General features: G+C 71.7%; 24 protein-coding genes. 15 read left to right on the top strand and 9 right to left on the bottom strand.

The features are described from left to right. Positions 1-99: 99 nt before the first annotated feature. The 3 genes from M3B01_RS04180 to M3B01_RS04170 all read left to right on the top strand — a co-directional run bounded on the left by M3B01_RS04180 (position 100) and on the right by M3B01_RS04170 (position 1,794). The gene (locus M3B01_RS04180) at positions 100-363 is read left to right on the top strand and encodes a phosphoribosyl-ATP diphosphatase (protein ID WP_193866379.1); all 264 of its coding nucleotides are present in this window, start codon (positions 100-102) and stop codon (positions 361-363) included. 122 nt (positions 364-485) lie between these two features. Next, on the top strand, positions 486-1,343 hold the full coding sequence (gene hisG, locus M3B01_RS04175; protein WP_259789630.1) for an ATP phosphoribosyltransferase: 858 nt from the start codon (positions 486-488) through the stop codon (positions 1,341-1,343). Positions 1,344-1,353: 10 nt separating this feature from the next. Beyond that, positions 1,354-1,794: a PH domain-containing protein gene (locus M3B01_RS04170; RefSeq protein ID WP_193866377.1), complete on the top strand. Its 441-nt coding sequence runs from the start codon at positions 1,354-1,356 to the stop codon at positions 1,792-1,794. Between the two features lie 43 nt (positions 1,795-1,837). On the opposite strand, the gene M3B01_RS04165 is transcribed toward M3B01_RS04170, so the two are convergent. After that, on the bottom strand, positions 1,838-2,953 hold the full coding sequence (locus M3B01_RS04165; protein ID WP_259789627.1) for a DUF3866 family protein: 1,116 nt from the start codon (positions 2,951-2,953) through the stop codon (positions 1,838-1,840). 47 nt (positions 2,954-3,000) lie between these two features. Here M3B01_RS04165 and M3B01_RS04160 point away from each other — a divergent pair, with 47 nt between their 5' ends. From M3B01_RS04160 to M3B01_RS04120, 9 genes are all read left to right on the top strand, one after another. After that, complete coding sequence (locus M3B01_RS04160) at positions 3,001-5,070, top strand: WYL domain-containing protein (protein ID WP_259789625.1); 2,070 nt, start codon at positions 3,001-3,003, stop codon at positions 5,068-5,070. A 117-nt stretch (positions 5,071-5,187) separates the two neighbouring features. Beyond that, positions 5,188-5,592, top strand: coding sequence for a Sec-independent protein translocase subunit TatA (gene tatA / locus M3B01_RS04155; protein ID WP_259789624.1), 405 nt, complete (start codon positions 5,188-5,190; stop codon positions 5,590-5,592). Between the two features lie 91 nt (positions 5,593-5,683). Then, positions 5,684-6,580, top strand: a complete 897-nt coding sequence (gene tatC / locus M3B01_RS04150) for a twin-arginine translocase subunit TatC (RefSeq protein ID WP_259789622.1) — start codon at positions 5,684-5,686, stop codon at positions 6,578-6,580. Beyond that, positions 6,577-7,515 carry a diacylglycerol kinase family protein gene (locus M3B01_RS04145; protein WP_259789620.1) on the top strand — a complete coding sequence of 313 codons (939 nt, stop codon included), beginning with the start codon at positions 6,577-6,579 and terminating at the stop codon, positions 7,513-7,515. Before tatC ends, M3B01_RS04145 begins: the two co-directional genes overlap by 4 nt. Continuing rightward, positions 7,512-10,511 carry an RNA helicase gene (locus M3B01_RS04140; protein WP_259789619.1) on the top strand — a complete coding sequence of 1,000 codons (3,000 nt, stop codon included), beginning with the start codon at positions 7,512-7,514 and terminating at the stop codon, positions 10,509-10,511. Before M3B01_RS04145 ends, M3B01_RS04140 begins: the two co-directional genes overlap by 4 nt. A 65-nt stretch (positions 10,512-10,576) precedes the next feature. Next, positions 10,577-11,383: a hypothetical protein gene (locus tag M3B01_RS04135; protein WP_259789617.1), complete on the top strand. Its 807-nt coding sequence runs from the start codon at positions 10,577-10,579 to the stop codon at positions 11,381-11,383. Then, positions 11,380-13,056, top strand: a complete 1,677-nt coding sequence (gene lnt / locus M3B01_RS04130; RefSeq protein WP_259789616.1) for an apolipoprotein N-acyltransferase — start codon at positions 11,380-11,382, stop codon at positions 13,054-13,056. The genes M3B01_RS04135 and lnt overlap by 4 nt, the downstream gene beginning before the upstream one ends. After that, a complete protein-coding gene (locus M3B01_RS04125) occupies positions 13,056-13,847 on the top strand; it encodes a polyprenol monophosphomannose synthase (protein ID WP_259789615.1) in 792 nt (263 codons plus the stop codon). The genes lnt and M3B01_RS04125 overlap by 1 nt, the downstream gene beginning before the upstream one ends. Then, complete coding sequence (locus M3B01_RS04120; protein ID WP_259789614.1) at positions 13,844-14,446, top strand: FxsA family protein; 603 nt, start codon at positions 13,844-13,846, stop codon at positions 14,444-14,446. Before M3B01_RS04125 ends, M3B01_RS04120 begins: the two co-directional genes overlap by 4 nt. 9 nt (positions 14,447-14,455) lie before the next feature. Here M3B01_RS04120 and M3B01_RS04115 read toward each other — a convergent pair whose 3' ends face one another. The 5 genes from M3B01_RS04115 to M3B01_RS04095 form a co-directional block, all read right to left on the bottom strand. Continuing rightward, positions 14,456-14,806 carry an RNA polymerase-binding protein RbpA gene (locus M3B01_RS04115; RefSeq protein ID WP_193866368.1) on the bottom strand — a complete coding sequence of 117 codons (351 nt, stop codon included), beginning with the start codon at positions 14,804-14,806 and terminating at the stop codon, positions 14,456-14,458. A 134-nt stretch (positions 14,807-14,940) separates the two neighbouring features. Then, positions 14,941-15,822, bottom strand: a complete 882-nt coding sequence (locus tag M3B01_RS04110) for a glycerophosphodiester phosphodiesterase family protein (protein WP_259789610.1) — start codon at positions 15,820-15,822, stop codon at positions 14,941-14,943. Continuing rightward, positions 15,794-16,690 (bottom strand): SURF1 family protein, encoded by an 897-nt coding sequence (locus M3B01_RS04105; RefSeq protein WP_259789609.1) that lies wholly within the window; start codon positions 16,688-16,690, stop codon positions 15,794-15,796. Before M3B01_RS04105 ends, M3B01_RS04110 begins: the two co-directional genes overlap by 29 nt. Further along, on the bottom strand, positions 16,687-17,172 hold the full coding sequence (locus M3B01_RS04100) for a hypothetical protein (protein ID WP_259789607.1): 486 nt from the start codon (positions 17,170-17,172) through the stop codon (positions 16,687-16,689). The genes M3B01_RS04105 and M3B01_RS04100 overlap by 4 nt, the downstream gene beginning before the upstream one ends. Then, positions 17,169-18,686 (bottom strand): hypothetical protein, encoded by a 1,518-nt coding sequence (locus M3B01_RS04095; protein WP_259789606.1) that lies wholly within the window; start codon positions 18,684-18,686, stop codon positions 17,169-17,171. Before M3B01_RS04095 ends, M3B01_RS04100 begins: the two co-directional genes overlap by 4 nt. A gap of 123 nt (positions 18,687-18,809) precedes the next feature. On the opposite strand from M3B01_RS04095, the gene M3B01_RS04090 reads away from it, so the two are divergent. Then, the gene (locus M3B01_RS04090; RefSeq protein WP_259789604.1) at positions 18,810-19,535 is read left to right on the top strand and encodes a beta-ketoacyl-ACP reductase; all 726 of its coding nucleotides are present in this window, start codon (positions 18,810-18,812) and stop codon (positions 19,533-19,535) included. A gap of 60 nt (positions 19,536-19,595) precedes the next feature. Beyond that, complete coding sequence (locus M3B01_RS04085) at positions 19,596-20,123, top strand: histidine phosphatase family protein (RefSeq protein ID WP_259789603.1); 528 nt, start codon at positions 19,596-19,598, stop codon at positions 20,121-20,123. Positions 20,124-20,129: 6 nt separating this feature from the next. Here the strand turns inward: M3B01_RS04085 and serB are convergent, their stop codons facing one another. Together serB and glgC are read right to left on the bottom strand one after the other, a co-directional pair. Next, complete coding sequence (serB, locus tag M3B01_RS04080) at positions 20,130-20,795, bottom strand: phosphoserine phosphatase SerB (protein ID WP_259789602.1); 666 nt, start codon at positions 20,793-20,795, stop codon at positions 20,130-20,132. Next, complete coding sequence (gene glgC / locus M3B01_RS04075) at positions 20,792-22,030, bottom strand: glucose-1-phosphate adenylyltransferase (RefSeq protein ID WP_259789601.1); 1,239 nt, start codon at positions 22,028-22,030, stop codon at positions 20,792-20,794. Before glgC ends, serB begins: the two co-directional genes overlap by 4 nt. Positions 22,031-22,109: 79 nt before the next feature. Here glgC and glgA point away from each other — a divergent pair, with 79 nt between their 5' ends. Next, a complete protein-coding gene (glgA, locus tag M3B01_RS04070) occupies positions 22,110-23,306 on the top strand; it encodes a glycogen synthase (protein ID WP_259789599.1) in 1,197 nt (398 codons plus the stop codon). A 24-nt stretch (positions 23,307-23,330) separates the two neighbouring features. Here glgA and M3B01_RS04065 read toward each other — a convergent pair whose 3' ends face one another. Further along, positions 23,331-24,101 (bottom strand): hypothetical protein, encoded by a 771-nt coding sequence (locus M3B01_RS04065; protein WP_259789598.1) that lies wholly within the window; start codon positions 24,099-24,101, stop codon positions 23,331-23,333. Positions 24,102-24,103: the final 2 nt, after the last annotated feature.

Below are 24,103 nucleotides of genomic sequence, written 5' to 3'. Positions count from 1 at the left end.
TCGGCTCGCCGTCGTGGTCGTGGCCGCGGGCGGGGCGGGGCGCCGCCGGGGGGGGGGCCGGCCCCCGGGCCCCCCCCCACGGGCGCGTACCCTGTCGGGGTGAAGGATTTCGAGGCCCTGTTCGCCGAGCTCACCGAGAAGGCCCGCACCCGGCCGGAGGGCTCCGGCACCGTGCGCGAGCTCGACTCCGGTGTGCACGGCATCGGCAAGAAGATCGTGGAGGAGGCGGCGGAGGTCTGGATGGCCTGTGAGCACGAGTCGCTCGAGGATGCCGCCACCGAGATCAGCCAGCTGCTGTACCACCTGCAGGTGATGATGATCGCCAAGGGCATCACCCTCGAGGACGTCTACCGGCGCCTCTGAGCAGGACTCCAGGTCCGCGAACGCGAGCCTGTCCTCCCGCCGGCCCCGCCCGGCACCCGTCGACACCCCGTCCCTGCCCACCCCCGACCCCTCGTCCCCCCGGGCGACCCAGGAGAGTTCCCGTGCTGCGCATCGCCGTCCCCAACAAGGGCGCACTGTCCGAGCCCGCTGCTGAGCTGCTGCAGGAGGCCGGCTACCGCCGCCGCGGCATGGCCAAGGAGCTCGTGGTGGTGGACCACGAGAACGACGTGGAGCTGTTCCACCTGCGCCCGCGCGACATCGCCGTGTACGTGGGCTCGGGCACCGTGGACGTGGGCATCACCGGCCAGGACATGCTGCTGGACTCCCGCACCCCGGCCACCGAGATCCTGCCGCTGGGCTTCGCCCGCTCCACCTTCCGCTTCGCGGCCCCGGTGGGCGAGCACAGCGACGTCACCAGCCTCGAGGGCACCCGCATCGCCACCAGCTACGAGAACCTGGTCGGCGATCACCTGGCGGGGCACGGCATCAACGCCGAGGTGGTCCACCTGGACGGAGCGGTCGAGTCCTCGATTCGCCTGGGAGTGGCCGATGTGATCGCCGACGTGGTGGAGACCGGCACCACCCTGCGGCAGGCCGGCCTGGAACCCTTCGGCGAGCCCATCATGACCAGCCAAGCAGTGCTGTTCTCCCGTCCCGGCATGGAGCTGGACGAGACCACCGCCCATACCCTCGAGGTGCTCGAGCGCCGCATCCGGGGCGTCCTCGTGGCCCGCGAGTACGTGCTGCTGGACTACGACATCCCCACCGCCCAGCTGGAGCGGGCCGTGACCATCACCCCCGGCTTCCAGTCGCCCACCGTATCCCCGCTGCACGGCGGGGAGTGGTCGGCCGTGCGCTCCATGGTGGAGCGTGCGCATGCCCATCGGATGATGGATGAGCTGTACGAAGTGGGCGCACGCGCCATCCTGGTCACGGCGATCCAGGCCTGTCGGATCTGACACTGTCGTGATGGATACCGCCGGCACTGTCGTGTTCCGCCCTCGCATGGTGCGGGCGGTGGGCTATGCGGTCGCCGTGATCATGCTGGCCGCGCTGGTGGGCGGAGCGATCCTGATACCGGGCTTCAGCCCCCTGGACCGCGCCGGCATGGTGATGGTCGGTGTCCTCGCGGCGCTCTTCTGCCACCTCCAGGCTTCCGTGCGCGTGGTGGCCGGCCCGCAGCAGCTCGAGGTGCGCAACCTCTTCCGCACCCGCACAGTCACCTGGCCGGAGGTGGTGGGCGTCAGCTTCCCCATGGGCGATCCCTGGGCACACCTGGACCTCGCCGATGGCAGCACCCTGGCCACCTGGGCCATCCAGCGGTCCGATGGCAAGCGCGGCATCGCCGATGCGCATCGCCTGGCGGCACTGGTGCGTGAGCGGGGCGAGGCCCCCGACCACGAGGGCTGAGATCGCGGCGCCCCGCGCGAGCGTGACGGCCTGATGTGCCCGCTCAGCAGTCCGTGGTGAGGGAGGCGGCGCAGCGCCCGGCCAGTGCGGCGTAGAGGAACGCCTCCGGATCCTCCTCCAGCCCACGGCCCATGGTCGACAGCCGTACCGGAAGTGCCTCGAGAGCGGCGATGAGCCCCTCGGCGCGGACGGGGGCCAGCTGATGTCGGCAGCTACGCTCGAGCGCCGGTCCGATGATCGCAGATTCCATCTGTTCAGTGACAGACATATGAAAAGCGCTGTACTCGTCATCGCTCGGGTCGAGCACCGGAAGGCGCAGGGGAGCCAGGGTGGCCCTGCCGAACATGGTCGCGCTGTGGTGGGACAGGCCCCGATGGCGCGCCCTCGCATCGGCGCTCGAGACCCGCAGGGCCGCCACCGGCACCCCGCCCAGCACGTGGGCCGCGTGCACGGCCTCAGCGGCCTGCACCCCGGAGAACCCCCACCCGGTGCCGGTGCCCAGGTTGCCCGGCCCCTGGATCACCACGGCGACGTCGGCCCCTGCCACGTGCCGGGCACCCAGCAGGGCCGAATGCACCGTGACCGCCTCGAGATCCCCGCCGAAGGACTGACCGGCGCTGATGATCGCCGCCAGCAGACCCTGCTCTCGCAGGGTCGCGGCGGTCGCCGAGTAGGCGGCCGGGAGGGCCGCCGCATCGGTGTGGACGTAGACGATCCGGGCCAGCGGCGCCTCGGCCCGCACCCCGGCCACCACGGCCGGGAGGGAGGAGTGCAGATCCGCCACCACCACCGGCATGCCGTCCAGGCCTTCGGCGTGCTGAAGGATCTCGTAGTGCTCGGAGGCGGGGTCGTCGATGGCGTCGACCATGGTCTGCATCGGCGTGTACCGGGCCTTGACCATGTGCCCGGCGATCTCCTCCGCCGCTGGCAGGTGCGCGGGCCGGGCCACCACCATGGCCTCACCACCGGTGCCCAGGCCCCGTCGCAGCGCATTGGTGTTCAGCAGCACCTGCTCGCCGGTGCCCGGCTCCCCGGTGAGCTCGGGGTAGGCGAGCGCGCTCACCGTCTCCCCGGTGGTGTCGATCCGCACCAGCAGGCGGCGCACCCCCGCCCAACCGGGGCGATGGTCGATCACGGTGGCACGTTCCCAGCGCAGCATGCGCCCAGCGTAGGTCGTCGCGGACCCCGGAGCGGTAGCCTGAGGCCGTGGCTGCCCGTGGTGTGGAACGACTGCTCAACGTGATCATGACGATCGGCTCGCGCCGACGGATCGATCGCTCAAAGCTCTTCCAGGTGATCCCTGACTATGCGGCCGCGCCCAGCGAGACGGCTGCGGAGCGCATGTTCGAGCGGGACAAGGCCGCCATCCTGGACCTGGGCCTGCCGCTGGTCAGCGAACCGGACGTGCTGGACGAGAACACCGTCTACTACCGCCTGGACACCACCCCCGGCCATGCCGTGCTCGACCTGACCACGCAGGAGTACACCGTGCTGCTGGCCGCCAGCCGCGCCTGGGACGATGCCGCCGCCGGGGGAGCGGCCCGAAGGGTGCGCTCCAAGCTGCTGAGCCTGGGGCACGATGCCGATCCGGACCTGCTGCGCCGTGCGCCCCGCGGCTCCGTGGAGTCCCTGCCGGTGCTGACCCCCCTGCTGGAGGCGGTCACCTCGGCCAGCGCGGTGAGCTTCGACTACCGTGCCACCACGGGTGCCCTCACCAGCCGCACGGTGGAGCCGTGGGTGGTGGGCGTCCACGACGGCCACTGGTACGTCCACGGCTACGACCGGGACCGCGAGGACGCCCGCGTGTTCCGCGCCTCCCGCATCGAGTCCTTCCCCCGCGTCGGAGGGGCCGCAACCTGGCCCAGGCCGTCGCGAGTGGATCTCGCCGAGGTCCTGGGCAGGCTCCAGACCGGTGGGGACTCCGCCCCCGCCGTCATCGAGGCGTCCCCGTACAAGGCGCTCGAGCTGAGGGATCGTGCCGGCGCCCCGCTCGAGGCGAAGCGCTTCGAGACGCCCATCCTGCCCCGCTCGGCACTGCGCCGCCTGGTGCTGGGCTCCGCGCGCTGGACGACTCTGGTCGATCCTGCACCATGGAGGGCGGAGATCGCCCAGATCCTCTCCCGGATCGCCGAGCAGCACGAAGGACCCGGGGACCTCGCCGCCGTTCAGGCCGCTCCCGCACGGCCCGCGCCCAGGATCCGGGTCTCCAGCAGCGGGAGCGATCAGCTGTCCCGCCTGATCAGCGAGGCGTCCTACGTGCAGTCCCGTGATGAAGTGGACCTTGCCGAGCTGGCCCAGGCCCTCGGCATCAGCCAGCAGCAGCTCATCGCCGACCTGCAGGTACTGTTCGTGTGCGGTGACATGGGAACCGGCTTCGAGGACCTGATCGAGGCCGAATGGGAACAGGGAACGGTGCGGGTGCGCAATGCCGAACCGCTGCGCAGGGCCCTGCGCCTGAGCGACGTCGAGGTCACCGCGCTGCTGGCGGGACTGGCCGCTCTCGAGCCCGCCGCCGGGGAGGAGGTGCGCCTGGTGGCCGCCGCCCGGCAGAAGCTGCTCGCAAGCCGCGACACGGTCACTGAGGGTGCAGATGCCGGCGCTCGCGCAGGAACCGCCGCACAGACCGGTCCAGAAGGCGTGACGCCGTCGGGAGCAGGGGAGGCGAGCGAAGTCAACGGGACGGGAGCGCAGCTGCCCGGCTCTCGCGCCGAGACCGTGCTCGGCGCCGTCCACCGCGCCCTGGCGGTCGATGACCCCGCCGACCCGTCCGGTGCACTGACCATCCGCTACTCCGCCCCGGACCGGCCGGGCACCTCGGTGAGACGGATCAGGCCTGTGCGCATCGAGACCGACGGCATCCGCTCCTACCTGCGGGCGTACTGCGAGCTGGCCCAGGGGGAGCGCCGGTTCCGGCTGGACCGCGTGGTGGAGGTGCTCCCCGACGGCGCGCCGCAGCACCCGGCGGATCCCGCTGAGGCGGGTGCTGCCCTGGACCTCTCCGGCGTGGTCGAGGGGGAGGTGTGGCTGCGCCTGGAGCCCGAGGCGCACTGGATCGCCGAGGCCTTCGATGCCCGTGAACTGCGTGAGGCGGGAACCGAGACACAGCCAGCCTCGTACGCTCGACTGGTGGACCCTCTGCGCTCCCCCCTGGTCGACGCGGTCCTCGAAGCCGCCGGTGCAGCCGACGTGGTCCATCCCACATCGCTCAGAGACACGATCGTGACCGTTTCGCGGACCTCCGAACTGCGGCATCGCGCCTCCGAAGCGCTACCCTGAGAGGGCCCGTCGCACGGCGGGCACGTCGCCGCTCCCGGGTACGACGCCGACACGGTCCGCTGTGGGACCATGGGCGCGCTCCCGCACACACGCGGCGCTTCTGAAAGGTGCTTTTTCATGGGAATGTTCCGCAACCCCTGGGCGATCGTCCTGCTGATCCTGCTCGTCGTGCTGCTGTTCGGTGCCGGCAAGCTGCCGGGTCTGGCACGCAACCTGGGCCAGTCGATGCGCATCTTCAAGAGCGAGGTCGAGGAGATGCGCGGTGATGATCGTGATGAGGACGAGGACCGCCACGGCGGCTCCCACCGTGCGCGCGATGACCGCGACGACCGGTACCGCGATGACCGGGACCGTTACCGCGATGACCGCGATCGTGACCGCTACCGCGACGATCGTGACCGCTACCGCGATGATCGCGACGATCGTGATCGCCACCGCGAGTACGACCCCCGCGACCGCGAGGAGCTGGAGCGCGAGCCCGTGCGTGCGCGCGAGGACGACGACCTCTACCGTCGCGACTGAGCGGTCATCCGTTCGGCGGCCGAGCCGCTGAACGACAGGACGGGTCCGGCCGCAGCGCGACCGGACCCAGATTGTTGGGAGGAGCACACCCGTGGCCCGTGACAGCCAGGCACGCCGCGCGCCGAAGAAGCGCAAGGAGAAGGACCCCGAGGGTCGGATGTCCCTCGGCGAGCACCTGACCGAGCTGCGCAATCGGCTGATGATCTGTGCCCTCGCCGTGCTGGTGCTCGCGATCGTCGGCTGGTTCCTGTTCCCCACGGTGTTCGAGGCGCTCCAGCGTCCCTTCCGCATCGCCTCCAAGGCAGGGATGGAGGCCGATCTGAACTTCCAGGGCGTCGCCACCGGGCTGAGCGTACGGCTGCAGATGTCCGCCTACCTGGGCCTGCTGCTGGCCGCACCGATCATCATGCTGCAGGCATGGCTGTTCATCATGCCGGGCCTGCACAAGAACGAGCGCAAGTACGCGCTGGGCTTCTTCGGTGCCGCGATCCCCCTGTTCTTCCTGGGCTGCGCCGCCGGGTACTGGGCCGTCAACCAGCTGGTGCCGGTGCTGCTCAGCTTCACCCCGGTCACCGATGGCGTCCAGCAGCTGATCAAGTACGACGAGTACCTCGCCCTGCTGGTCAAGACCATGCTCGCCTTCGGCATCGCCTTCGTGATGCCGGTGGTGCTGGTGCTGCTGAACTTCCTGGGCATCCTGCGGGGCCGTTCGATGCTGAAGGCCTGGCGCTGGGTGATCTTCCTGTGCTTCGCCTTCACCGCGATGATGGTGCCCACCCCGGATCCCTTCACCCTGATCGGCATGTCCGCCGCGATCTCCAGCCTCTTCTTCGCCGCCGTGTTCATCTCCATCTGGAACGACAAGCGACGGGACAAGAAGGAGGCCGAGGCCGCCCAGAGCCTGTCACCGGACCAGGCCAGCCGGATCGACCACGTCGTCGAACCGATCGACGCCCCCTCCCGCATCGACGAGCCGGAGAACAGGTGAGCCGACTCCGGGTAGGGCTGCTGTTCAACCCCACCGCAGCGCTCGGCACCGCTCACCGGGTGGGCCGCCAGGTGGGGAACCTGCTGCGCCTGTCCGGGATCTCCGTGGTGGACCTCTCCGGATCCTCCGCCCACGTGGCCCGGGCCCGTGCGCTCGAGGTCCGCGACACCCTCACCGCCCTGGTGGTCGTCGGCGGGGACGGCACGGTGTCCCTCGGGGCCGAGGTGGTGGCCGGCACCCCGGTGCGGCTGGGCGTGGTCCCGGCCGGAAGCGGCAACGACTTCGCCCGCGCCCTGGGACTGCCGGAGAACTCACCGGCGGAGGCCACCCGAGTGCTGCTGCACGCGCTGTCCCGACCGGTGGTCACCATCGACGCCATCGAGATCACCTCAGCCTCCGAGCACGCGCTGCCCCACCGCTCCCTGGCTCTGGGCAATGTGAACCTCGGCTTCGACGCCCTGGTCAACGCCCGCGCGAACAGCGCCTCCCGCGGCCACGCCGTCCGATACTCCACCGCCGTGCTGCGTGAGCTGCCCTCGTTCCGACCCCTGCCGTACTGGATCCGCATCGACGACGGCGAGCGCGTCGACCTGGACGCCTCCCTGATCTCCCTGTGCAACTCCGGGGTGTTCGGCGGTGGCATGCGCATGGTGCCCGAGGCGCGGGTGGACGACGGCGTGCTGGAGCTGGTCACCCTGACCGGCATCGGCCGCACGAAGCTGCTGCGCTTCTTCCCCCGCGTGTTCAATGGCACCCACACCAGCGTCGACGGCTTCGAGGTCCAGCCCGTGCGGAAGGTCACCGTGGGGCTGCGGGACGGTCGTCGCCTGCGCGCCTATGCCGACGGCGAGCCGCGCATCGAGCTGCCCATCACCGCCCGCGTGCTGCCCGGAGCCGTGCGGATCCTCGCCGACCCGGGCCGGAGCCAGCCGTGAACCCTACCTCGTCCTCGGACACCCCCTCGCCCGCCCAGCAGTACGCCCGCTGGGCCGCGGAGCGGCGCGAGCAGAAGGCGATCGAGGGAACCGAGCTGGCCGCCTTCACCGCGCGGTACCCCTTCGCCCTGGACGAGTTCCAGCTGGCATCCTGTCGGGTGCTCGAGCAGGGACGGTCGGTGCTGGTCGCAGCCCCCACGGGCGCCGGGAAGACGGTGGTGGGCGAGTTCGCGGTGCACCTGGCACTCGCCCAGGGGCGCAAGGTGTTCTACACCGCCCCCATCAAGGCGCTGTCCAACCAGAAGCATGCCGAGCTCACCGAATGGCTCGGCGCGGAGCGGGTGGGTCTGCTCACCGGGGACACCTCCGTGCGACCGGACGCGGACGTGGTGGTGATGACCACCGAGGTGCTGCGCAACATGCTGTACGCCGACTCCTCCCTCCTGGACGGACTCGGCTTCGTGGTAATGGACGAGGTCCACTACCTCGCCGATCGTCTGCGAGGCCCCGTCTGGGAGGAGGTCATCATCCACCTGGCCCCGTCGGTGCAGCTGGTGGCGCTCTCGGCCACCGTCTCCAATGCCGAGGAGTTCGGAGCCTGGCTGCAGGAGGTGCGCGGCTCCACCGAGATCGTGGTCTCCGAGACCCGCCCTGTGCCCCTGTGGCAGCACGTCATCATCGGCGACCAGATGCTGGACCTGTTCGTGGACGACTCCGGCGACCCCGTGATCTCCCACGGCCCCGGGGCCCGGTCCGATCGGCAGGTCAATCCGGAGCTGCACCGCCTCACCGCGCTGGCCACCCAGCTGCCGGAGCGCCACGGTCCTGACCGGGGTCGCCGCGGCGGCCCGCCCAGCCGCAAGGGCACCCGCGGCCGCCACCGGCCGCGCGGCTCCGCCCAGCGCCGACCCGAGCGCGAAGCCCGCCACGACCTGGACCGTCGGGACCACGACCACCGCGGAAGCCACGGGAGCCGCGACCACCGGGATGACCGGCGCAGCGGGGGAGGCGGCCGCATCGGGGGCGGCCAGCGCACCCTGCGCCGACCCGAGGTGCTCGCCCTGCTGGATCAGCACGCCCTGCTGCCCGCGATCGTGTTCATCTTCTCCCGGGCCGGCTGCGAGGCGGCGGTGCGGCAGTGCGCCCAGTCCCGGGTGCGGCTCACCAGTGAGCAGGAGCGCCGCGAGATCCGCGCCGTGCTCGACGAGGAGCTCTCGCTGATCCCCTACGAGGATGCCGAGATCCTGGGCGTGGCGGCCTTCCGCCGTGCGGCTCTGGACGGCTACGCCTGCCACCACGCGGGCATGCTGCCCCTGCTGAAGACGGTCGTGGAGCACCTGTTCGAACGCGGCCTGGTCAAGGCGGTGTTCGCCACCGAGACCCTGGCGCTGGGCATCAACATGCCGGCGCGCTCTGTGGTGCTGGAGAAGCTGGTCAAGTTCAACGGGGTCGAGCACGCCGACCTCACCCCCGGCGAGTACACCCAGCTCACCGGCCGCGCGGGCCGCCGCGGGATCGACACCGAGGGGCACGCCGTGGTGATGGCCGGCCCCCGCTTCGACGCCGACGCCGTCGCCTCCCTCGCCTCCCGACGCACCTACCCGCTGCGCTCCGCCTTCCGGCCCACCGCGAACATGGCGGTGAACCTGCTGGACCGCTTCGACCTGGCTCGTGCCCGGGAGACCCTCGAGACCAGCTTCGCCCAGTTCCAGGCCGACCGCTCCGTGGTGGGACTGGCCAGGCGCGCCCGGGAGCTGGAGGAGACGGCCGAGTCCTACCGCCAGGCCATGGAGTGCGACCGCGGGGACCTCGTGGAGTACGCCGACATCCGCGAGCGCATCAGCGAGCGGGAGAAGTCGCTGTCGCGCGCCCGCGCCGGCGCCGACCGCGACCGCACCCGGTCCACCCTGCGCAGCCTGCAGCGCGGCGACGTGCTGGCCCTGCCCGGCGGCAAGCGCCGCGGCTATGCCGTGGTGCTGGACGTGGACCGGCGTGTGCTCGGCGGCCCGCAGGTGGACCTGCTGGACACCGAGGGGCGCCGTCGCAGCCTCCGCCCCGGCGACGTGCCCTCCCCTCCCGCCGTCATCGACACCCTGCGCCTGCCGCGCCAGGAGTCGCTGGGCAGCGGGAAGGTCCGCAAGGACACCGCCGCCGCGCTGCGCCAGCGCCTGGCCGGGCAGGACGACGACGCCCACCGGGAGGTGCGCCGCCGCGCCGGCCGCACCCCGTCGACCGCCGCGAGCGACGAGCGGCTCCAGCAGCTGCGCGCCGAGCTCGCCGCGCATCCCTGCCACTCCTGCCCCGACCTCGAGTCGCACCTGCGCTGGGTGGGTCGCTGGCGGAAGACCCGCGGCGAGCTCGAGGGCGTCCGGCGCCGTATCAGCGGCCGCACCAGCTCCCTGGCCCGCCAGTTCGACCGCCTCACCGCGCTGCTCGTCGAGCTCGGCTACCTGCGCGCGGAAGGCCCGCAGGCCGCGGGGGATGAGGGTGAGGAGCTCGTCCCCACAGCGTCCGGACTGCGGCTGCGCCGCGTCTTCTCCGACCGCGACCTGCTGATCGCCGAATGCCTCGAGCACGGCGCCTGGACGGGTCTGGATCCGGCAGGACTCGCCGCCGTGGTCTCCGCGGCCGTGCACGAGTCCCGCCGCGACGACCGCGCCCCCGAGGTCATCCCGGACCCCGCCGTCGACGCGGCGCTCGAGGCCTCCGCCCGCATCGCCCAGCGCCTCCAGGCCCTCGAGACCCGCCACGGCATCGAGCCGACCACGCCGCCCGATCCCGCGGTCGCGGCGATCGTGCACCGCTGGGCGCGCGGCGAGCACCTCGCCGCTGCGCTGGCCGGCAACGACCTGCCGCCCGGCGACTTCGTGCGCCACTGCCGCCAGGTCATCGACCTGCTCGACCAGCTCACGGCCGACGAGCAGCTCGGCGCCACGGCCCGCGCCGCCATCGCCGCAGTGCGCCGCGGCCTGGTCGCCCAGGAGATCGGCCGTTGAGCGATCGGCCGGCGAACGAGCGGCCGATGAGCGTTCTCCCAGGAGGAGGCGCGAGCATGGGGCCCATGACCGACCGCGATACCTCTTTGCCCGATCCCGCCCAGCCCTCGGCGCCCGTGCTCTACACGGGCATCGTGCTGTACAGCGCCGAGGACCCCGAGGCCTCCGCGATGCTCGTGGCCGACGGGTTGATTGCGTGGACCGGCACCGAGGACTCCGCGCTCGTCCTGTTCCCGGACGCCCGACGGATCGACGCGACCGGCTGCCTGGTCACCCCCGGCTTCGTCGACGCCGCGGCGACCGCCGAGGAGGACGCCGATGCTGCCGCGCGCGGCATCGTGCTGCGCCTGCCCGGGCCGACGGGCACGCGCGAGGGCGTGCGCGTCATCGCCCCGGTCACCGAGAGCGCCGACTACCTCGACCTCGTCGGCGAGGGCACCCCGCTCGCCTTCGGCTCCGCCGGTGCTCCCGAGGCCGCCGACCCCTGGGACTGGGTGCGCGCCGCGACCCGCACCGCCCCCGCCGCGCAGCGCATCTCCGACCGCGCGGCGTTCCTCGCCGCCAGCCGCGGCGGCCAGCGCGTGGCCGGACACCGCCACCCCGGCACCCTGCGCACCGGCCTCGAGGCGACCTTCGTGGTGTGGGAGCCGTGGGACCTCACCGTCCAGTCCCACGCGGAGAGGGTCGACTCCTGGTCCACCGACCCGCGCTCGCGCACCCCGCTGCTGCCCGACCTCGACCAGGGCAGCCCCCGCGCGCTGCGCACCGTGATCGACGGCCGCACAGTCCACGACCTGCTCGGACAGGACGGCGCGCTCGGGCAGGACGGCGCGCTCGGGCAGGACGGCGCGCTCGGGCAGGACGACGCATGAGCACGACGGTCCGGACCGCGGCCGCCCGCGCCCGGTCCCGTCGGCAGAGCGACGAGTTCGACCCGACCCCCTGGCCCGTCGCGCTGCTCTGCGGCGTGGTCGGCGGTGCCTGCGCGTACTTCGCCAACCCGCCGTATGACCTGTGGATGCTCCTGCCCGTGGGCCTCGCCCTGCTGAGCGCGGGTCTGCTGGTGCGCTCCGCATGGCTCGCGGCGCTCGTGTCGCTGCTGTGGGGGCTCGCCTTCTTCGTGCCGCTGACCGAGTGGGCCAACATCTACGCCGGAAACGTGCCCTGGATCGCGCTGGGCATCGTCGAGGCGGTGTACATCGTGCTCTACGGCCTGCTGGCCCGCACCGTCCTGGTGCGGCGCGGTCTGTGCCTCTCCTCCGCCCTCGTCGTCGCGGCGCTGTGGGTGGCGGTCGAGACCCTGCGCAGCACCGTCCCGTGGGGCGGCCTGCCCTGGGGCGCGAGCGCCTTCGCCCTGGCCGACTCGCCGCTGCTGAACCTCGCCCCCTGGATCGGGATGGCCGGCCTCGCCCTCGTGGTCGGTCTGCTGGGACAGCTGCTGCTGCACGGCGCGCTCTCGCTGCTGGGCCGCCGCCACCGCGGCCTCGTCGGCTTCTCCGGGGTGTGGCCCTGCGCGATCGCCGTCGGCGCCGTGCTCGCCACGGTCGTGGTGCCCCATCCCGTCAACCGCGCCCCCGCCGACCGGCAGTCCATGACGATCGCCGCCGTGCAGGGCTCGGTGGGCGAGATCGACGAGGGCAGCTACACGATGCCCGAGGACGTCTTCGCGAACCACCTGGCCGCCACCGAGGACGTGCTGGACCAGGCGGAGGCCGACGGCGACGACCTCGACCTCGTGGTGTGGCCCGAGGACTCCACCGGCTGGGATCCCCGGCAGGACCCTGCGCTGGCCGCCCAGCTGCGGGGCCTCGCGGAGCGGGCCGACGCGCCCGTGCTCGTCGGCACCCAGGTGCGCGTGGGGGAGACCCAGCGCCTGAACCAGGCCGTGCTGATCACGCCCGACGGCTCCGCCCCGTACCAGTACTCCAAGCGGCACCCCGTCCCGTTCGGCGAGTACATCCCGATGCGCGAGGTGTTCAGCCGGATCACCGACAAGGTCGACCTGATCTCCCTGGACATGATCCCCGGGCAGGAGGTCGGCACCATGGACCTCGCCGCCCTCGACCAGGGCCAGGGCACCGTCGGCATCCTCATCTGCTTCGAGATCGCCTACGACGAGCTGGTCCACGACGTGATCCAGGACGGCGCCGAGGTGGTCGTCGTCCAGTCCAACACCGCCCTGTTCGGCGACTCCGACGAGGCGATCCAGCAGCTCGCCCAGGCGAAGGTCATGGCGGTGCTGTCCGGGCGCAGCGTCGTGCACATCTCGACCGCGGGCCAGTCGGCGATCTTCAGCCCCGAGGGCCGCCAGATCGACTACGTCGGCCACTGGGAGCAGGGCACCATGCTGGCCGACGTCCCCCTGCGCACCGGGATCACCCCCGCAATCGCGGCCGGGCCCTGGATCGCGGTGGGCATCAACGCCTTCGCGCTCGTCGGCCTGCTGGCCGCGCTGTCCTCGGACCGCCGCGCCCTCGCCCGTCCCGCCCGCCGTGCTGAGAAGACCAGCCGTTCCGAGAAGACCCGCCGTTCCGAGAAGAGCTGATGCAACCCTCCAGCGCCCCGCTGCCGCCCACCCTCGTCGTCATCCCCACCTACGACGAGCGCGAGGCGCTGCCCGGCACGCTCGCGCGCCTGCGCGCCGCGGTGCCCGAGGCGCACGTGCTCGTGGTCGACGACGCCTCCCCGGACGGCACCGGGCAGTGGGCCGACGGTGCGGCCGAGCGCGATGACCACGTGCACGTGCTGCACCGGGCCGGCAAGGAGGGACTGGGACCCGCGTACCTGGCCGGTTTCGCCTGGGGCCTCGAACGGGGCTACGACGTGCTGGTCGAGATGGATGCCGACGCCTCCCACCGCCCCGAGCAGCTGCCGCGGCTGCTGGACGCCGTCGCCGAAGGGGCCGACCTGGTGATCGGCTCGCGCTGGGTTCCCGGTGGCCGGGTCCACGACTGGCCGCTGCGCCGGCTCGTGCTCTCCCGTGGCGCGAACCTCTACGCCGGGATGCTGATGGGCCTGGAGGTGCGCGATGCCACCGCCGGTTTCCGTGCCTTCCGAGCCTCCCTGCTGCGGCGCCTGGTGGAGCAGCAGGTCGCATCCCAGGGGTACTGCTTCCAGGTGGACATGACACGTCGGGCCCGGGACCTCGGGGCCGACATCCGGGAGGTCCCCATCGATTTCGATGAACGTGCGGAGGGGGCCAGCAAGATGAGCTCCGCGATCGTGAGGGAGGCACTGGTCAAGGTGACCGCGTGGGGGCTGGGCCATCGCGCCCAGCAGGTGCTCGGGGCGCTGGGCTACCCTGGGCGCGGTCCGACACGAGGGGAGACGCCGTGAGCACTGCATCGCACCGCACACCGCCGGCCGACGCCGGCCGCGAGCGCCCCGGCGGCTCCCGGCGTGAGGGCCCCCGCTGGGCCGCCTGGCTGCCGATCGCCTTCGTGGTGCTGGGCGTCCTCGAGTTGGCGATCCTCATCATCATCGGTGTCAACACCAGCCTGTGGTGGTCCGTGCTGATCGTGGTGCTGGGCTGGATCATCGGGGTGGCCCTGCTGATCGCCGCCGGCCAGCAGTCCTTCGTCCGTCTGCGCTCCCTGGTGCGCGCGGTGCGGGGCAGGGGGGACGTGCAGGATCATCTCTCGCGCCCGATGTTCACCGTTCTCGCAGCGTTCGCGTTCTTCTTCCCCGGCCTCATCACCGACGTCATCGGGGTGGTCCTGCTGCTCACCCCGGTGCAGCGCCGCACAGTGAAGGCCATGGGCCTCGGCAGCGGTTCCACGGGTGCTCGAAGCGTGCTCTACCGCCGTTCCAGCGGGGGCGTCATCGACGGTGAGATCGTGCTGAACGCGGAGCCCGCGGATCGCCCGGGCACACATGACGAGGGCGGGGCCGACGGCTCCCGCCGTTCGACCCCGCCCACGATCACTCAGGACTGAGCGCGCACCTCACAGGGTGCGGCTGGAGTGCAGCTTCCCTGCCCGCAGCAGCTCCAGGCGCTGGTCGAGAAGCACCTGCAGGTCCTTCTCCTCGCGGCGCTCCAGCAGCATGTCCCAGTGGGTGCGCTGCGGCTTGCCGGGCTTCTCCTCGGGCTTCTCGTGGTCACGCAGCACCGCGGTGGCGCCGCAGCGGCACTCCCAGACGGCGGGCACGTCGGCCTCCACGGAGAAGGGAAGCACGATGTTGTGTCCGTTGGGGCAGTCGTAGACGGCCTCCTGGCGCGGTGCGGCCAGAACGCCCTCGTCGGTCTCCATGGAGAGGGAGCCCAGACGGGTGCCTCGCAGGCTGCGGCTGTTCATGCGGTTCTCGCTTCCTGCCGGCGGGGGCGCGGTGCGGCGCCATGCCTGCCGGTGCTTCGGGGACTGAGGTCTGAGGGGTGCAACGCCGGGCGCTCGGATTCTGTTCCCGACTGGTGCCGCGCCCGACCAGGGCTTCAGGACGGCCCGGTCGCTGCACGGTGCGGTGAGCCGGGCGCGTCCAGCAGGTCGCCCAACCGGTCGACACGGTTGGTGATAATACCATCCACCCCCATGACCAGCAGGTCCTTCATGGCGGTGATCTCGTCGATCGTCCACACGTGGACCTCGCACCCGGCGCGGTGCGCGGCTGCCACGGTGCGCGGTGTCACCACGGGCACCTGCCGGTGGGAGACGGGCACCTGGAGTGCACCGTAGGGGGCCAGCAGCCTGCGCACCGCGGCGGTGGGTGCCCCGGAGGCCACCAGGCCCAGGAACAGCGCGATCGCACGCCGTGAGGGGCTGCGCACAGGGGTGATGCCGGTGGCCTCCCGCACCTTCGCAACTGCCCGCGCGGTGACGGCGTCGTCGAATCCGGCCAGGCAGATGCGGTCGGCACTGCGCGTGCGGGCGATGGCGCGGACCGCCGGCTCGATCGCCGAGAGAGCCTTCACATCGATGTTCACCGGGAGGTCGGAGAACGTGCCCAGCACGTCCTCCAGGAGGGCCAGGGGCTCGTTCCCGGCCAGCCGCACCGCGCGTGCCTGCCTGTCGTCGAGGCTGTCGATTCGGCGGGCGTCACCGGCGATCCGCAGCAGGTCCTCGTCATGGAAGGCCAGTGCCAGGCCCTCGGCAGTGGCGCGGGTGTCGGTCTCCAGCATGTCGGCACCGGCGTTGACGGCGTCCTGGAAGGCTCGCATCGTGTTCTCCGCCGCGTCGAGGGCGAGACCCCGGTGCGCGATCCGCCGCGGGCGTGGGCCGGGGAGGAAGCGGGAGGGCGGATCCAGGGGCGCATCGGCCCTGCCGCTCGGCCCGCCGGGCCGGGGGGAGTCACTGCTGGGGGTGCTCGAGGAGCGCATCCTCTTCCTCCTCATCGCGGCTGCGGCGTCGTGCACGGGGCTCCCGGGCGGCACGGGAGGGGGTGCCGTCATCGTCGGACTCCTCCTGGATCAGGCGGTGGGTGCGGTAGACCAGGGCCGCCGGGAAGAACAGGGCGAAGATCCACCACTGGAACGCGTAGGACAGGTGCGGGCCCAGGGAGGTGTCCGGCGGCTCCAGGGCAGTGGGCTTGTCCGTAGGCGGATCCTCCGAGACCAGGCTGCCGTAGGCCCCCGTCACCAGATCCGCATCGCGATCCCCGAACTGCTCGAAAGGAAGCACCGAGGCGATCTGCTCCGGCGCCACCGAGTGGACCTGCCCGCGCGGGTTGCCGCGGCGCTCGAGCGGGGGTTCGGCCGGTCGCAGTCGCACCGTGATGGTCCGCTGCCCCTCGGGAACGGACGGCGCATCGGCCGGGGCGGAGTCCTGGTCGTGGGCGGTCACCCATCCCCGCACCACCAGCAGCACAGTGCCGTCATCGGCCTCGAAGGGGACCAGCTGCCAGAACCCGACCTGGGAGCCCTGGGTGCGGTTGCGCACGTACAGCTCGCAGGCGCGGTCGGTGCAGTACTGGCCCCGCAGCTGCACTGGCGTCCAGTCCTCCGCCGGGCCGAGACCGGCTGCCGGATCATCGAGCACCTGATCGAGGGCTACCGGCTCCGCGTCGTAGTTGGCCTCGACGATCCGGGCCTGGTCGCGGCGGTCCTCGAACCGGCCGTACTGCCACCGCCCCAGTCCTGCGCAGACGGCCATCGCCAGCAGTACGACGAGCAGCCCGACGAGGGTGTCGCGGCTGAGGAGGACTCGGCGCCGGGCGGACGGGGCGGCCTGGGAGGAGGACGCCGTCATACGTCGCCCGGTGTGACCGGGAGGGCGGCACCGAGCCAGCCGGTCATCATGCCGGGCAGCTTCTCGACGGCGAAGTCGGTGAGCATCACGAACATCACCGCGGTCGCGGCGGCCAGGAGGAAGCCCAGCACGGTCGCCAGGATCGTCATCGCCAGCCGCAGCCGCGGACGGTTCTTCACCGGTTTCGCCGGGGGGAAGCCGTAGTCCTCGTCCTGCAGGTGGTTCTCTGACCACATGCCGGGATTCAGCACCGACACCGGATAGGTGTCCACCCGCGCCCGCGGGCGGGCGCCGCTGGCCGGGACGTCCTCCGACAGCTGCAGAGGCGGCTCCCCACGCGAGGGCAGCCGCTCACTCAGCCACAGCCGCCAACCGGCCGGAACCGGCCCCCACCCGTGCTGCGGACGGAAGTCCGCGGGAGGCACCCACCCGTCGTGCGGGGGTTCCGGCCAGTTCGGCGGCGGGTTGAAGCGCTCGATCACTCAGGGACGTCCCAGGTGTACTGGTCGGTGAAGGAGTCGAACTCCAGCTTCAGCCCACCGGCGCGCACAGGTGCGAACAGCATTCGGATCGTGTACTCCTCACCGGCCTTGATGTCGGTGGGCGCATCGATGCCGACCCCGGCGTCCTTCAGCGCGAAGGTCTCGGTGGCGGGGTCGAGCTTGCCGCCGTACGGCGTGACGACCGCGAAGTTGAACGGCTTGAAGTACATCTCGCCCTCGGTGACGGCGATCTTCGCCGTCGCCACCAGGTAGTCGCCGTTCTCGCCGGGCTCGACGTTGCTGCCATACACACTGGGGAGCTGCTCGGCGGGCAGCCATTCCATCGAGACCTGCATCGTGCCGCGTCCGTCCGTGGAGACGACCTCGACGGGTTCGGCCGCCGGGTCGACGGTGGGAAGCACCGACGGGGTGACGACGTCGTCGCTGGCGGCCTCCTCGGAGGTGGGCTCCTCGGAGGTGGGATCCCCGGAGGTGGGATCCTCGGAGGAGGGATCCTCCGTGGCGGTGGTGTTGGTTCCCCCGTCTCCTGTGGGATCGTCGCCGCCGCGGTTCATCAGCACCAGGCCGCCCACCAGACCGGCGATCAGCAGACCGATGAGCAGCAGCACGAGGCAGCCGACCCACCAGAAGCGAGCGATCGCACTCTTCTTCGGCGCGTTCTCGGGGCTCGTGGTGGCCGTCCACTGCGATGCGCTGTCCGGGGAGCCGTAGCCCTGGTTCGGGGACGCCTGGCCGTAGGGCGATGCCTGACCGTACCCCTGGTCGACGGGATCCTGCCCGTAGCCCTGGTTCGGCGATGCCTGACCGTAGCCCTGGCTGGGCGATGCCTGGCCGTAGGGCGATGCCTGGCCGTACCCCTGGTCGACGGAGTCCTGCCCGTAGCCCTGGTTCGGCGATGCCTGGCCGTAGCCGGCAGCGGCCCCTCCGGCGGCGAGACCGCCGGCAGTGGCAGATCCGTCGACAGGGCGGTTCGTGCCCTCCTGCGGGTAGGACTGGTCGGAGTAGCCCTGGTCACCCGTCTCGTAGGGTGCCTGCTGGGCCAGATCGGCCTCCAGATCCGGGCCGCCGTACTCCGCTGTCTCGGGCGCACCCGGCTGCTCGATCGGACCCTCGCCGACCTGCGCGGCGCTGCCGGGATCCTCGGCCGGCGCCTGCTCGCCGGTGCCGGCGAGATGGGTGGCATCGTCCTCGGGAAGGGGAGCGGCATCGGTGGAGGCCGGCTCGCCGGTGCCGGCCACGCGGGTGGCGTCGTCCTCAGGCAGGGGGGCGGGATCAGAGGCGTCCTCGACCGCGCTGTCCTCGACAGGCACGCTGCCGCCGGTCACCTCACCACCGGCCGCGTCACCGCGCTCGGCAGGAGCATCCGCATCGACCCAGAAGTTCCAGTCGGCCGGCGGCGGGCCCCACGACGGATCGGGCTGCCACCCCGGGGGCGGAGTCCAGTTCGGGTCCTCGATGGGCCAGTTCGGCGGAGGATTGAAGCGATATGCCATCTGAGGCACCTTCCCGATGTCGACTGCGGTCGGCTCCCCCCGAAGGTTGCGACCATTCCTGCCACGTATCGTAGAGCACACCCAGCCCGGGGCCCTGTGCCCGACCCCACCTCAGGAGAGCCGATGTCCGATCCCGCCACCGAACCGCGCAGCGTCCTCATCACCGGGGGCAACCGAGGCATCGGCCGCGCCATCGCCGAGGAGTTCCTGCGGCGCGGGGACAAGGTCGCCGTCACCAGCAGGTCCGGCTCCGGCGGGCCCGACGGCGCGCTCACCGTGGCCGCGGACGTCACCGACGGGGACAGCCTCGACGCGGCGGTGAAGACCGCTGAGGAGGCCAACGGACCCATCGAGGTGCTCGTCGCCAACGCCGGCATCACCGACGACCAGCTGCTGCTGCGGATGGACGACGACTCCTTCGAGTCCGTGGTGGACACCAACCTCACCGGGTCCTTCCGCACCATCAAGAGGGTGATCCGCTCGATGATGCGCAGGAAGAAGGGCCGCATCGTGCTGATCAGCTCCGTGGTGGGCCTGTACGGCTCGCCCGGCCAGATCAACTACGCCGCCTCGAAGGCCGGGCTGGTCGGCATCGCCCGCGCGCTGACCCGCGAGCTGGGCTCGCGCGGCATCACCGCGAACGTGGTCGCGCCCGGCTACATCGACACCGACATGACCGCACAGCTCTCCGACGAGCTGCAGGACTCCTATCGCAAGGCCATCCCCGCGGGCCGCTTCGCCGACCCCTCCGAGGTGGCCCGCGTGGTGGCGTTCATCGCCAGCGACGACGCCGCCTACATCTCCGGTGCCGTGATCCCCGTCGACGGGGGCCTCGGCATGGGACACTGATCCTGGCCGCTCCGATCCCGGCCCTCCTGTCCCCGATGCACAAGGTGTGATCGTCCCCTCATGTCATCCTCCGACCCCGACAGTCGGCTCCTGCTCCTCATGCGCCACGGCAAGGCCGACAGCGGCGCCGGCCAGCCGGACCACGAGCGGCGCCTCACCGATCGCGGCCACTCCCAGGCGCAGCTGGTGGGGGAGTACCTCGAGTCCCAGAACGTGCGACCCACCCGTGTGCTGGTCTCCGACGCCGCGCGCACCAGGGAGACCTGGGAGCACCTGCTCTCGACCATGCACGGCTTCGACGGCACGGTCAGCCTCCATGAGGACATCTACAACGGCGGCACCGCCGAACTGGCAGCGCTGATCCGCTCCTGCGCCGATGAGGACGCGGTGGTGATGGTGATCGGCCACGAGCCCACCATGTCCAGCATGGTCGCCCAGCTCGCCGACGACGACTCGGATGCCGGATCCGTGGCCCAGGCCAGGATCGGGCTGCCCACCGGTGCGATGGGCGTCCTCTCCGGGCCGCTCGCGCACTGGTCCGAGCTCACCGACGGCTCGCTGACACTGCACACCATCGTCAGGCCCTGAGCGTTCTCAGGCCCCGGCGGCGGCCTCCAGGTGGGGCCACACGTCGGCCAGGCTCCCGTCCACGATCACGTCGGCCGCTTCCCGCAGTGCCGGCTTGGCGTTGAACGCGATGCCGATCCCGGCGGCGCGCACCATCGCCCGGTCGTTGGCACCGTCGCCGACGGCGACCACGCGCGACCGCGGCACGTCGTAGCGCTCGGCGAGATCCTCGAGGGTGCGCAGCTTCGCCTGCCCGTCGATGATCGGCCCGTCGACCCGACCGGTGAGCCGACCCTCGCGGATCTCGAACCGGTTGGCGACCACGTGATGGATGCCGGTGGCCGCGGCCAGCTCGTCGATCACCTCATGGAAGCCCCCCGAGACCAGCGCGGTCACCCATCCAGCCCGCTGCGCGCGGCGCATCAGGTCGACGGCACCGTCGGTGGGGACCAGCACCTCGCGCACGCTCGCCAGCACGGCGGCGGGCAGGCCCTCCAGCAGGGCGACCCGGCGGCGCAGGGAGTCGGAGAAGTCCAGCTCCCCGCGCATCGCCTGCTCGGTGATGCGTTCCACCTCGCTCCGCACCCCGGCGTGATCGGCCACCAGTTCGATCACCTCCTGGGTGAGGAAGGTGGAGTCGACGTCGGAGACCAGCAGCCCGGTGACGGCACCGGCGGACCCGGGCCCCGTCACGGTTCGAGGACCGTGCCCTTGCCGATCACGGTGATCCCCGACTCGGTGACCACGAAGCCGCGCGCGCGGTCCTGCTCCGCGTCCAGGCCGATCTGAGTGCGGGGCGGGACCACGACGTTCTTGTCGATGATCGCCCGGTGGATCTGGCTGTGACGGCCGACGGAGACGCCGTCCATGATCACCGAGTCCGAGACGGCCGACCAGGAGTTCATCCGCACGCCGGGCGAGACCACCGAGTTGGAGACCTGCGCACCGGAGATCACCACTCCGGGGGAGATGATCGAGTCCACCGCCGAACCCATGCGGCCCGGCCCGGCGTGGACGAACTTCGCCGGCGGCACGGTGCGGTGACCGGTGTAGGTGGGCCAGTCCTCGTTGTAGAGGTTGAACACCGGATGGATGGCGATCAGGTCCATGTGGGCGTCGTAGAACGCATCCAGCGTGCCCACGTCCCGCCAGTAGTCGCGATCGCGATCGGTGGAGCCCGGCACGTCGTTGTGGATGAAGTCGTAGACCCCGGCGGCCTGCTGGGCCACGAAGTACGGCACGATGTCCCCGCCCATGTCGTGGGCGGTCCCGTCGTCCTCGGCGTCCTTGGTGACCGCTTCGACCAGGGCGTCGGCGGTGAAGACGTAGTTGCCCATCGAGGCCAGGACCTGACTGGGGTCATCGGCCAGCCCGGTGGTCTCCTTGGGCTTCTCCACGAAGCGGGCGATGGTGGTGGGGTCCTCCGGGACGGTCTCGATCACCCCGAACTGATCGGACATCTCGATCGGCTGGCGGATGGCTGCCACCGTGCACGGCTTACCCGACTCGATGTGCGCATCCAGCATCTGGGAGAAGTCCATGCGGTACACGTGGTCCGCCCCGACCACCACCACGTAGTCGGGCTTCTCGTCGTGGAGCAGGTTCAGCGACTGGTAGATCGCATCGGAGGAGCCGCGGTACCAGTGCTTGCCCATGCGCTGCTGCGCCGGCACCGGGGCCACGTAGTTGCCCAGCAGCGAGCTCATGCGCCACGTCTGGGAGATGTGCTTGTCCAGGGAGTGCGACTTGTACTGCGTGAGCACCACCACGCGCAGGTAGCCGGAGTTGACGATGTTGGACAGAGCGAAGTCGATCAGGCGGTAGATCCCGCCGAAGGGGACGGCGGGCTTCGCCCGGTCGAGGGTGAGCGGCATCAGGCGCTTGCCCTCTCCGCCTGCGAGAACGATGGCGAGGACCTTTTTCTGCATGCGTCGAGGATAATGCAATGGTGGTGTCCATCACGTCGTCGAACGGCCCTCGGACGAAGGTGCCGGAGGAGGGATCGTCATGCGCGTGGATCTGCTGACCAAGGAGTACCCGCCGGAGGTGTACGGCGGGGCGGGTGTGCACGTCGCAGAGCTGTCGTCCGTCCTCCGGGACCACATCGAGGTGCAGGTGCGCGCCTTCGGGGCGGACCGCGACGAGCAGGACACCACCTCCTACCGGCCCCCTGCCGAGCTCTCCGGCAGCAACGCCGCCCTCAGCACCTTGGGCACCGACCTGCTGATCGCGGCGGACTGCGAGGGCGCGGACCTGGTCCACTCCCACACCTGGTACGCGAACTTCGCCGGCCACGTGGCCTCCCTGCTGCACGGCATGCCCCACGTGCTCAGCGCCCACTCCCTGGAGCCGCTGCGGCCGTGGAAGGCGGAGCAGCTGGGCGGAGGCTACCGCCTGAGCTCCTTCGCCGAGCGCGCCGCCTACGAGGCCGCCGCAGGGGTGATCGCGGTCTCCGCCGGGATGCGGGAGGACATCCTGCGCTCCTACCCGGCCGTGGACCCGGCCCGCGTGCACGTGGTCCACAACGGGATCGACATCGATCAGTGGTCCCCGAACCCGGAGACCACCGCTCTGACCTCGCGCGGCATCGATCCGGAGGCGCCGACCATCGTGTTCGTCGGCCGCATCACCCGGCAGAAGGGCCTGCCGTACTTCCTGCGCGCCGTGCGGGAGCTGCCCGCCGAGCACCAGGTGGTGCTGTGCGCCGGCGCCCCGGACACCCCGGAGATCGCCGCAGAGGTGGACGACCTGGTCGCCGAGCTGAAGCGCGACCGCGGCAACGTGCACCTGATCACCGAGATGCTGCCGCGCACGGAGCTCACGCAGATCCTCACCCACGCCACCACCTTCGTGTGCCCCAGCGTGTACGAGCCCCTGGGGATCGTGAACCTCGAGGCGATGGCCTGCGGCACGCCCGTGGTGGCCTCCGCCACCGGCGGGATCCCCGAGGTGGTGGTGGACGGCGAGACCGGGTACCTGGTGCACTTCGACCAGCTCACCGACGGCACCGGCACCCCCACCGATCCCGAGGGGTTCATCGCCGACATGGCGCGGGCCTTGGAGCGCATGCTCTCCGACCCGGATCGCGCCCGGCAGATGGGGGAGGCATCCCGGCGTCGCGCGGCCGAGCACTTCTCCTGGACGTCCATCGGCGAGCGCACCGTCGAGGTGTACCGCGCGGTGCTGGAGTCCCACGGGGCCTGAGTGCCGGGGGTGCGGGGCGAGGGATCAGCCCTCGGGGCCCGCTGCCCGCTGCACCGTCTCGACCAGCGCCTCCCGGGCGGCATCGCGCAGCTCCTCCAGCAGTTGCCGTCGGGCCTGGTCATCGGCCAGCGCGCGGGCAGTGGGGGAGCCGGCCCGCAGCTCCTGCGCACTGAGCGCCAGGATCCTGCCCGCGAGGGTGAGCAGGTGCGCATCGGCTGCGGTGACGTACGGCGGCGGCATGGTGCGTGCCCACCCGGAGGGGAGATCCCGGACCGGGATCGGCTCGTCGGGCACCAGGTCCAGGTCCTGCGAGGAATCGGCGACCCTCTGCATCACGCGCAGCAGCTGCTCCCGGGCCGTGCCGGAGCTGCTGGCAGGGGCCAGGTTCGCGCCGAGCGGCGCGGGGTACAGCATCCAGTCCACCAGCGCGATCGGGCCCTGGAGCGAGGAGACCGGGGTGTCCTCGGGCACCAGGGTGTGATCGGGGATCCCCGCCGCGGTGACCACCAGTGCCTGTTCGGCCGCGAGCGCCGCCTGGACCGCAGGGGGCGGGCCGACGAGACCGGCGATCCTGCCAGGCACCGGCAGCACCAGACGCAGCTGCACCAGGGGCAGTCGGCGCAGCCCGGTGAGCCAGTCGAACAGCTCGACCCCCTCGGCCCCCGAGCGGTCCTTCCCGGTCCCCAGAGCGTGCTGGGCGGCGTCGTCGGGTCCCGCGTTCCCCCGTAGGTAGGCACCCGCCCACAGCATCAGGACCGCCGCGCGGGGCAGCGCCAGCAGCTCGGAGGAGGCCATCG

Source organism: Brachybacterium sp. p3-SID957 (genome assembly GCF_025144775.1).
In the GTDB taxonomy this organism is placed as follows: Bacteria; Actinomycetota; Actinomycetes; order Actinomycetales; family Dermabacteraceae; genus Brachybacterium; species Brachybacterium epidermidis.
Note: the sequence above shows the minus strand (reverse complement) of the source record. Positions and strands in the feature narration are given on the sequence as shown.

Excerpts from the sequence above, each read along its gene's own strand:
- M3B01_RS04170 (WP_193866377.1), top strand. The coding sequence starts at position 1,354 with ATGGATACCGCCGGCACTGTCGTGTTCCGCCCTCGCATGGTGCGGGCG.
- M3B01_RS04165 (WP_259789627.1), bottom strand. The coding sequence starts at position 2,953 with ATGCTGCGCTGGGAACGTGCCACCGTGATCGACCATCGCCCCGGTTGG.
- tatA (WP_259789624.1), top strand. The coding sequence starts at position 5,188 with ATGGGAATGTTCCGCAACCCCTGGGCGATCGTCCTGCTGATCCTGCTC.
- M3B01_RS04135 (WP_259789617.1), top strand. The coding sequence starts at position 10,577 with ATGACCGACCGCGATACCTCTTTGCCCGATCCCGCCCAGCCCTCGGCG.
- lnt (WP_259789616.1), top strand. The coding sequence starts at position 11,380 with ATGAGCACGACGGTCCGGACCGCGGCCGCCCGCGCCCGGTCCCGTCGG.
- M3B01_RS04125 (WP_259789615.1), top strand. The coding sequence starts at position 13,056 with ATGCAACCCTCCAGCGCCCCGCTGCCGCCCACCCTCGTCGTCATCCCC.
- M3B01_RS04115 (WP_193866368.1), bottom strand. The coding sequence starts at position 14,806 with ATGAACAGCCGCAGCCTGCGAGGCACCCGTCTGGGCTCCCTCTCCATG.
- M3B01_RS04110 (WP_259789610.1), bottom strand. The coding sequence starts at position 15,822 with ATGCGCTCCTCGAGCACCCCCAGCAGTGACTCCCCCCGGCCCGGCGGG.
- M3B01_RS04105 (WP_259789609.1), bottom strand. The coding sequence starts at position 16,690 with ATGACGGCGTCCTCCTCCCAGGCCGCCCCGTCCGCCCGGCGCCGAGTC.
- M3B01_RS04095 (WP_259789606.1), bottom strand. The coding sequence starts at position 18,686 with ATGGCATATCGCTTCAATCCTCCGCCGAACTGGCCCATCGAGGACCCG.
- M3B01_RS04090 (WP_259789604.1), top strand. The coding sequence starts at position 18,810 with ATGTCCGATCCCGCCACCGAACCGCGCAGCGTCCTCATCACCGGGGGC.
- M3B01_RS04085 (WP_259789603.1), top strand. The coding sequence starts at position 19,596 with ATGTCATCCTCCGACCCCGACAGTCGGCTCCTGCTCCTCATGCGCCAC.
- glgC (WP_259789601.1), bottom strand. The coding sequence starts at position 22,030 with ATGCAGAAAAAGGTCCTCGCCATCGTTCTCGCAGGCGGAGAGGGCAAG.
- glgA (WP_259789599.1), top strand. The coding sequence starts at position 22,110 with ATGCGCGTGGATCTGCTGACCAAGGAGTACCCGCCGGAGGTGTACGGC.
- M3B01_RS04065 (WP_259789598.1), bottom strand. The coding sequence starts at position 24,101 with ATGGCCTCCTCCGAGCTGCTGGCGCTGCCCCGCGCGGCGGTCCTGATG.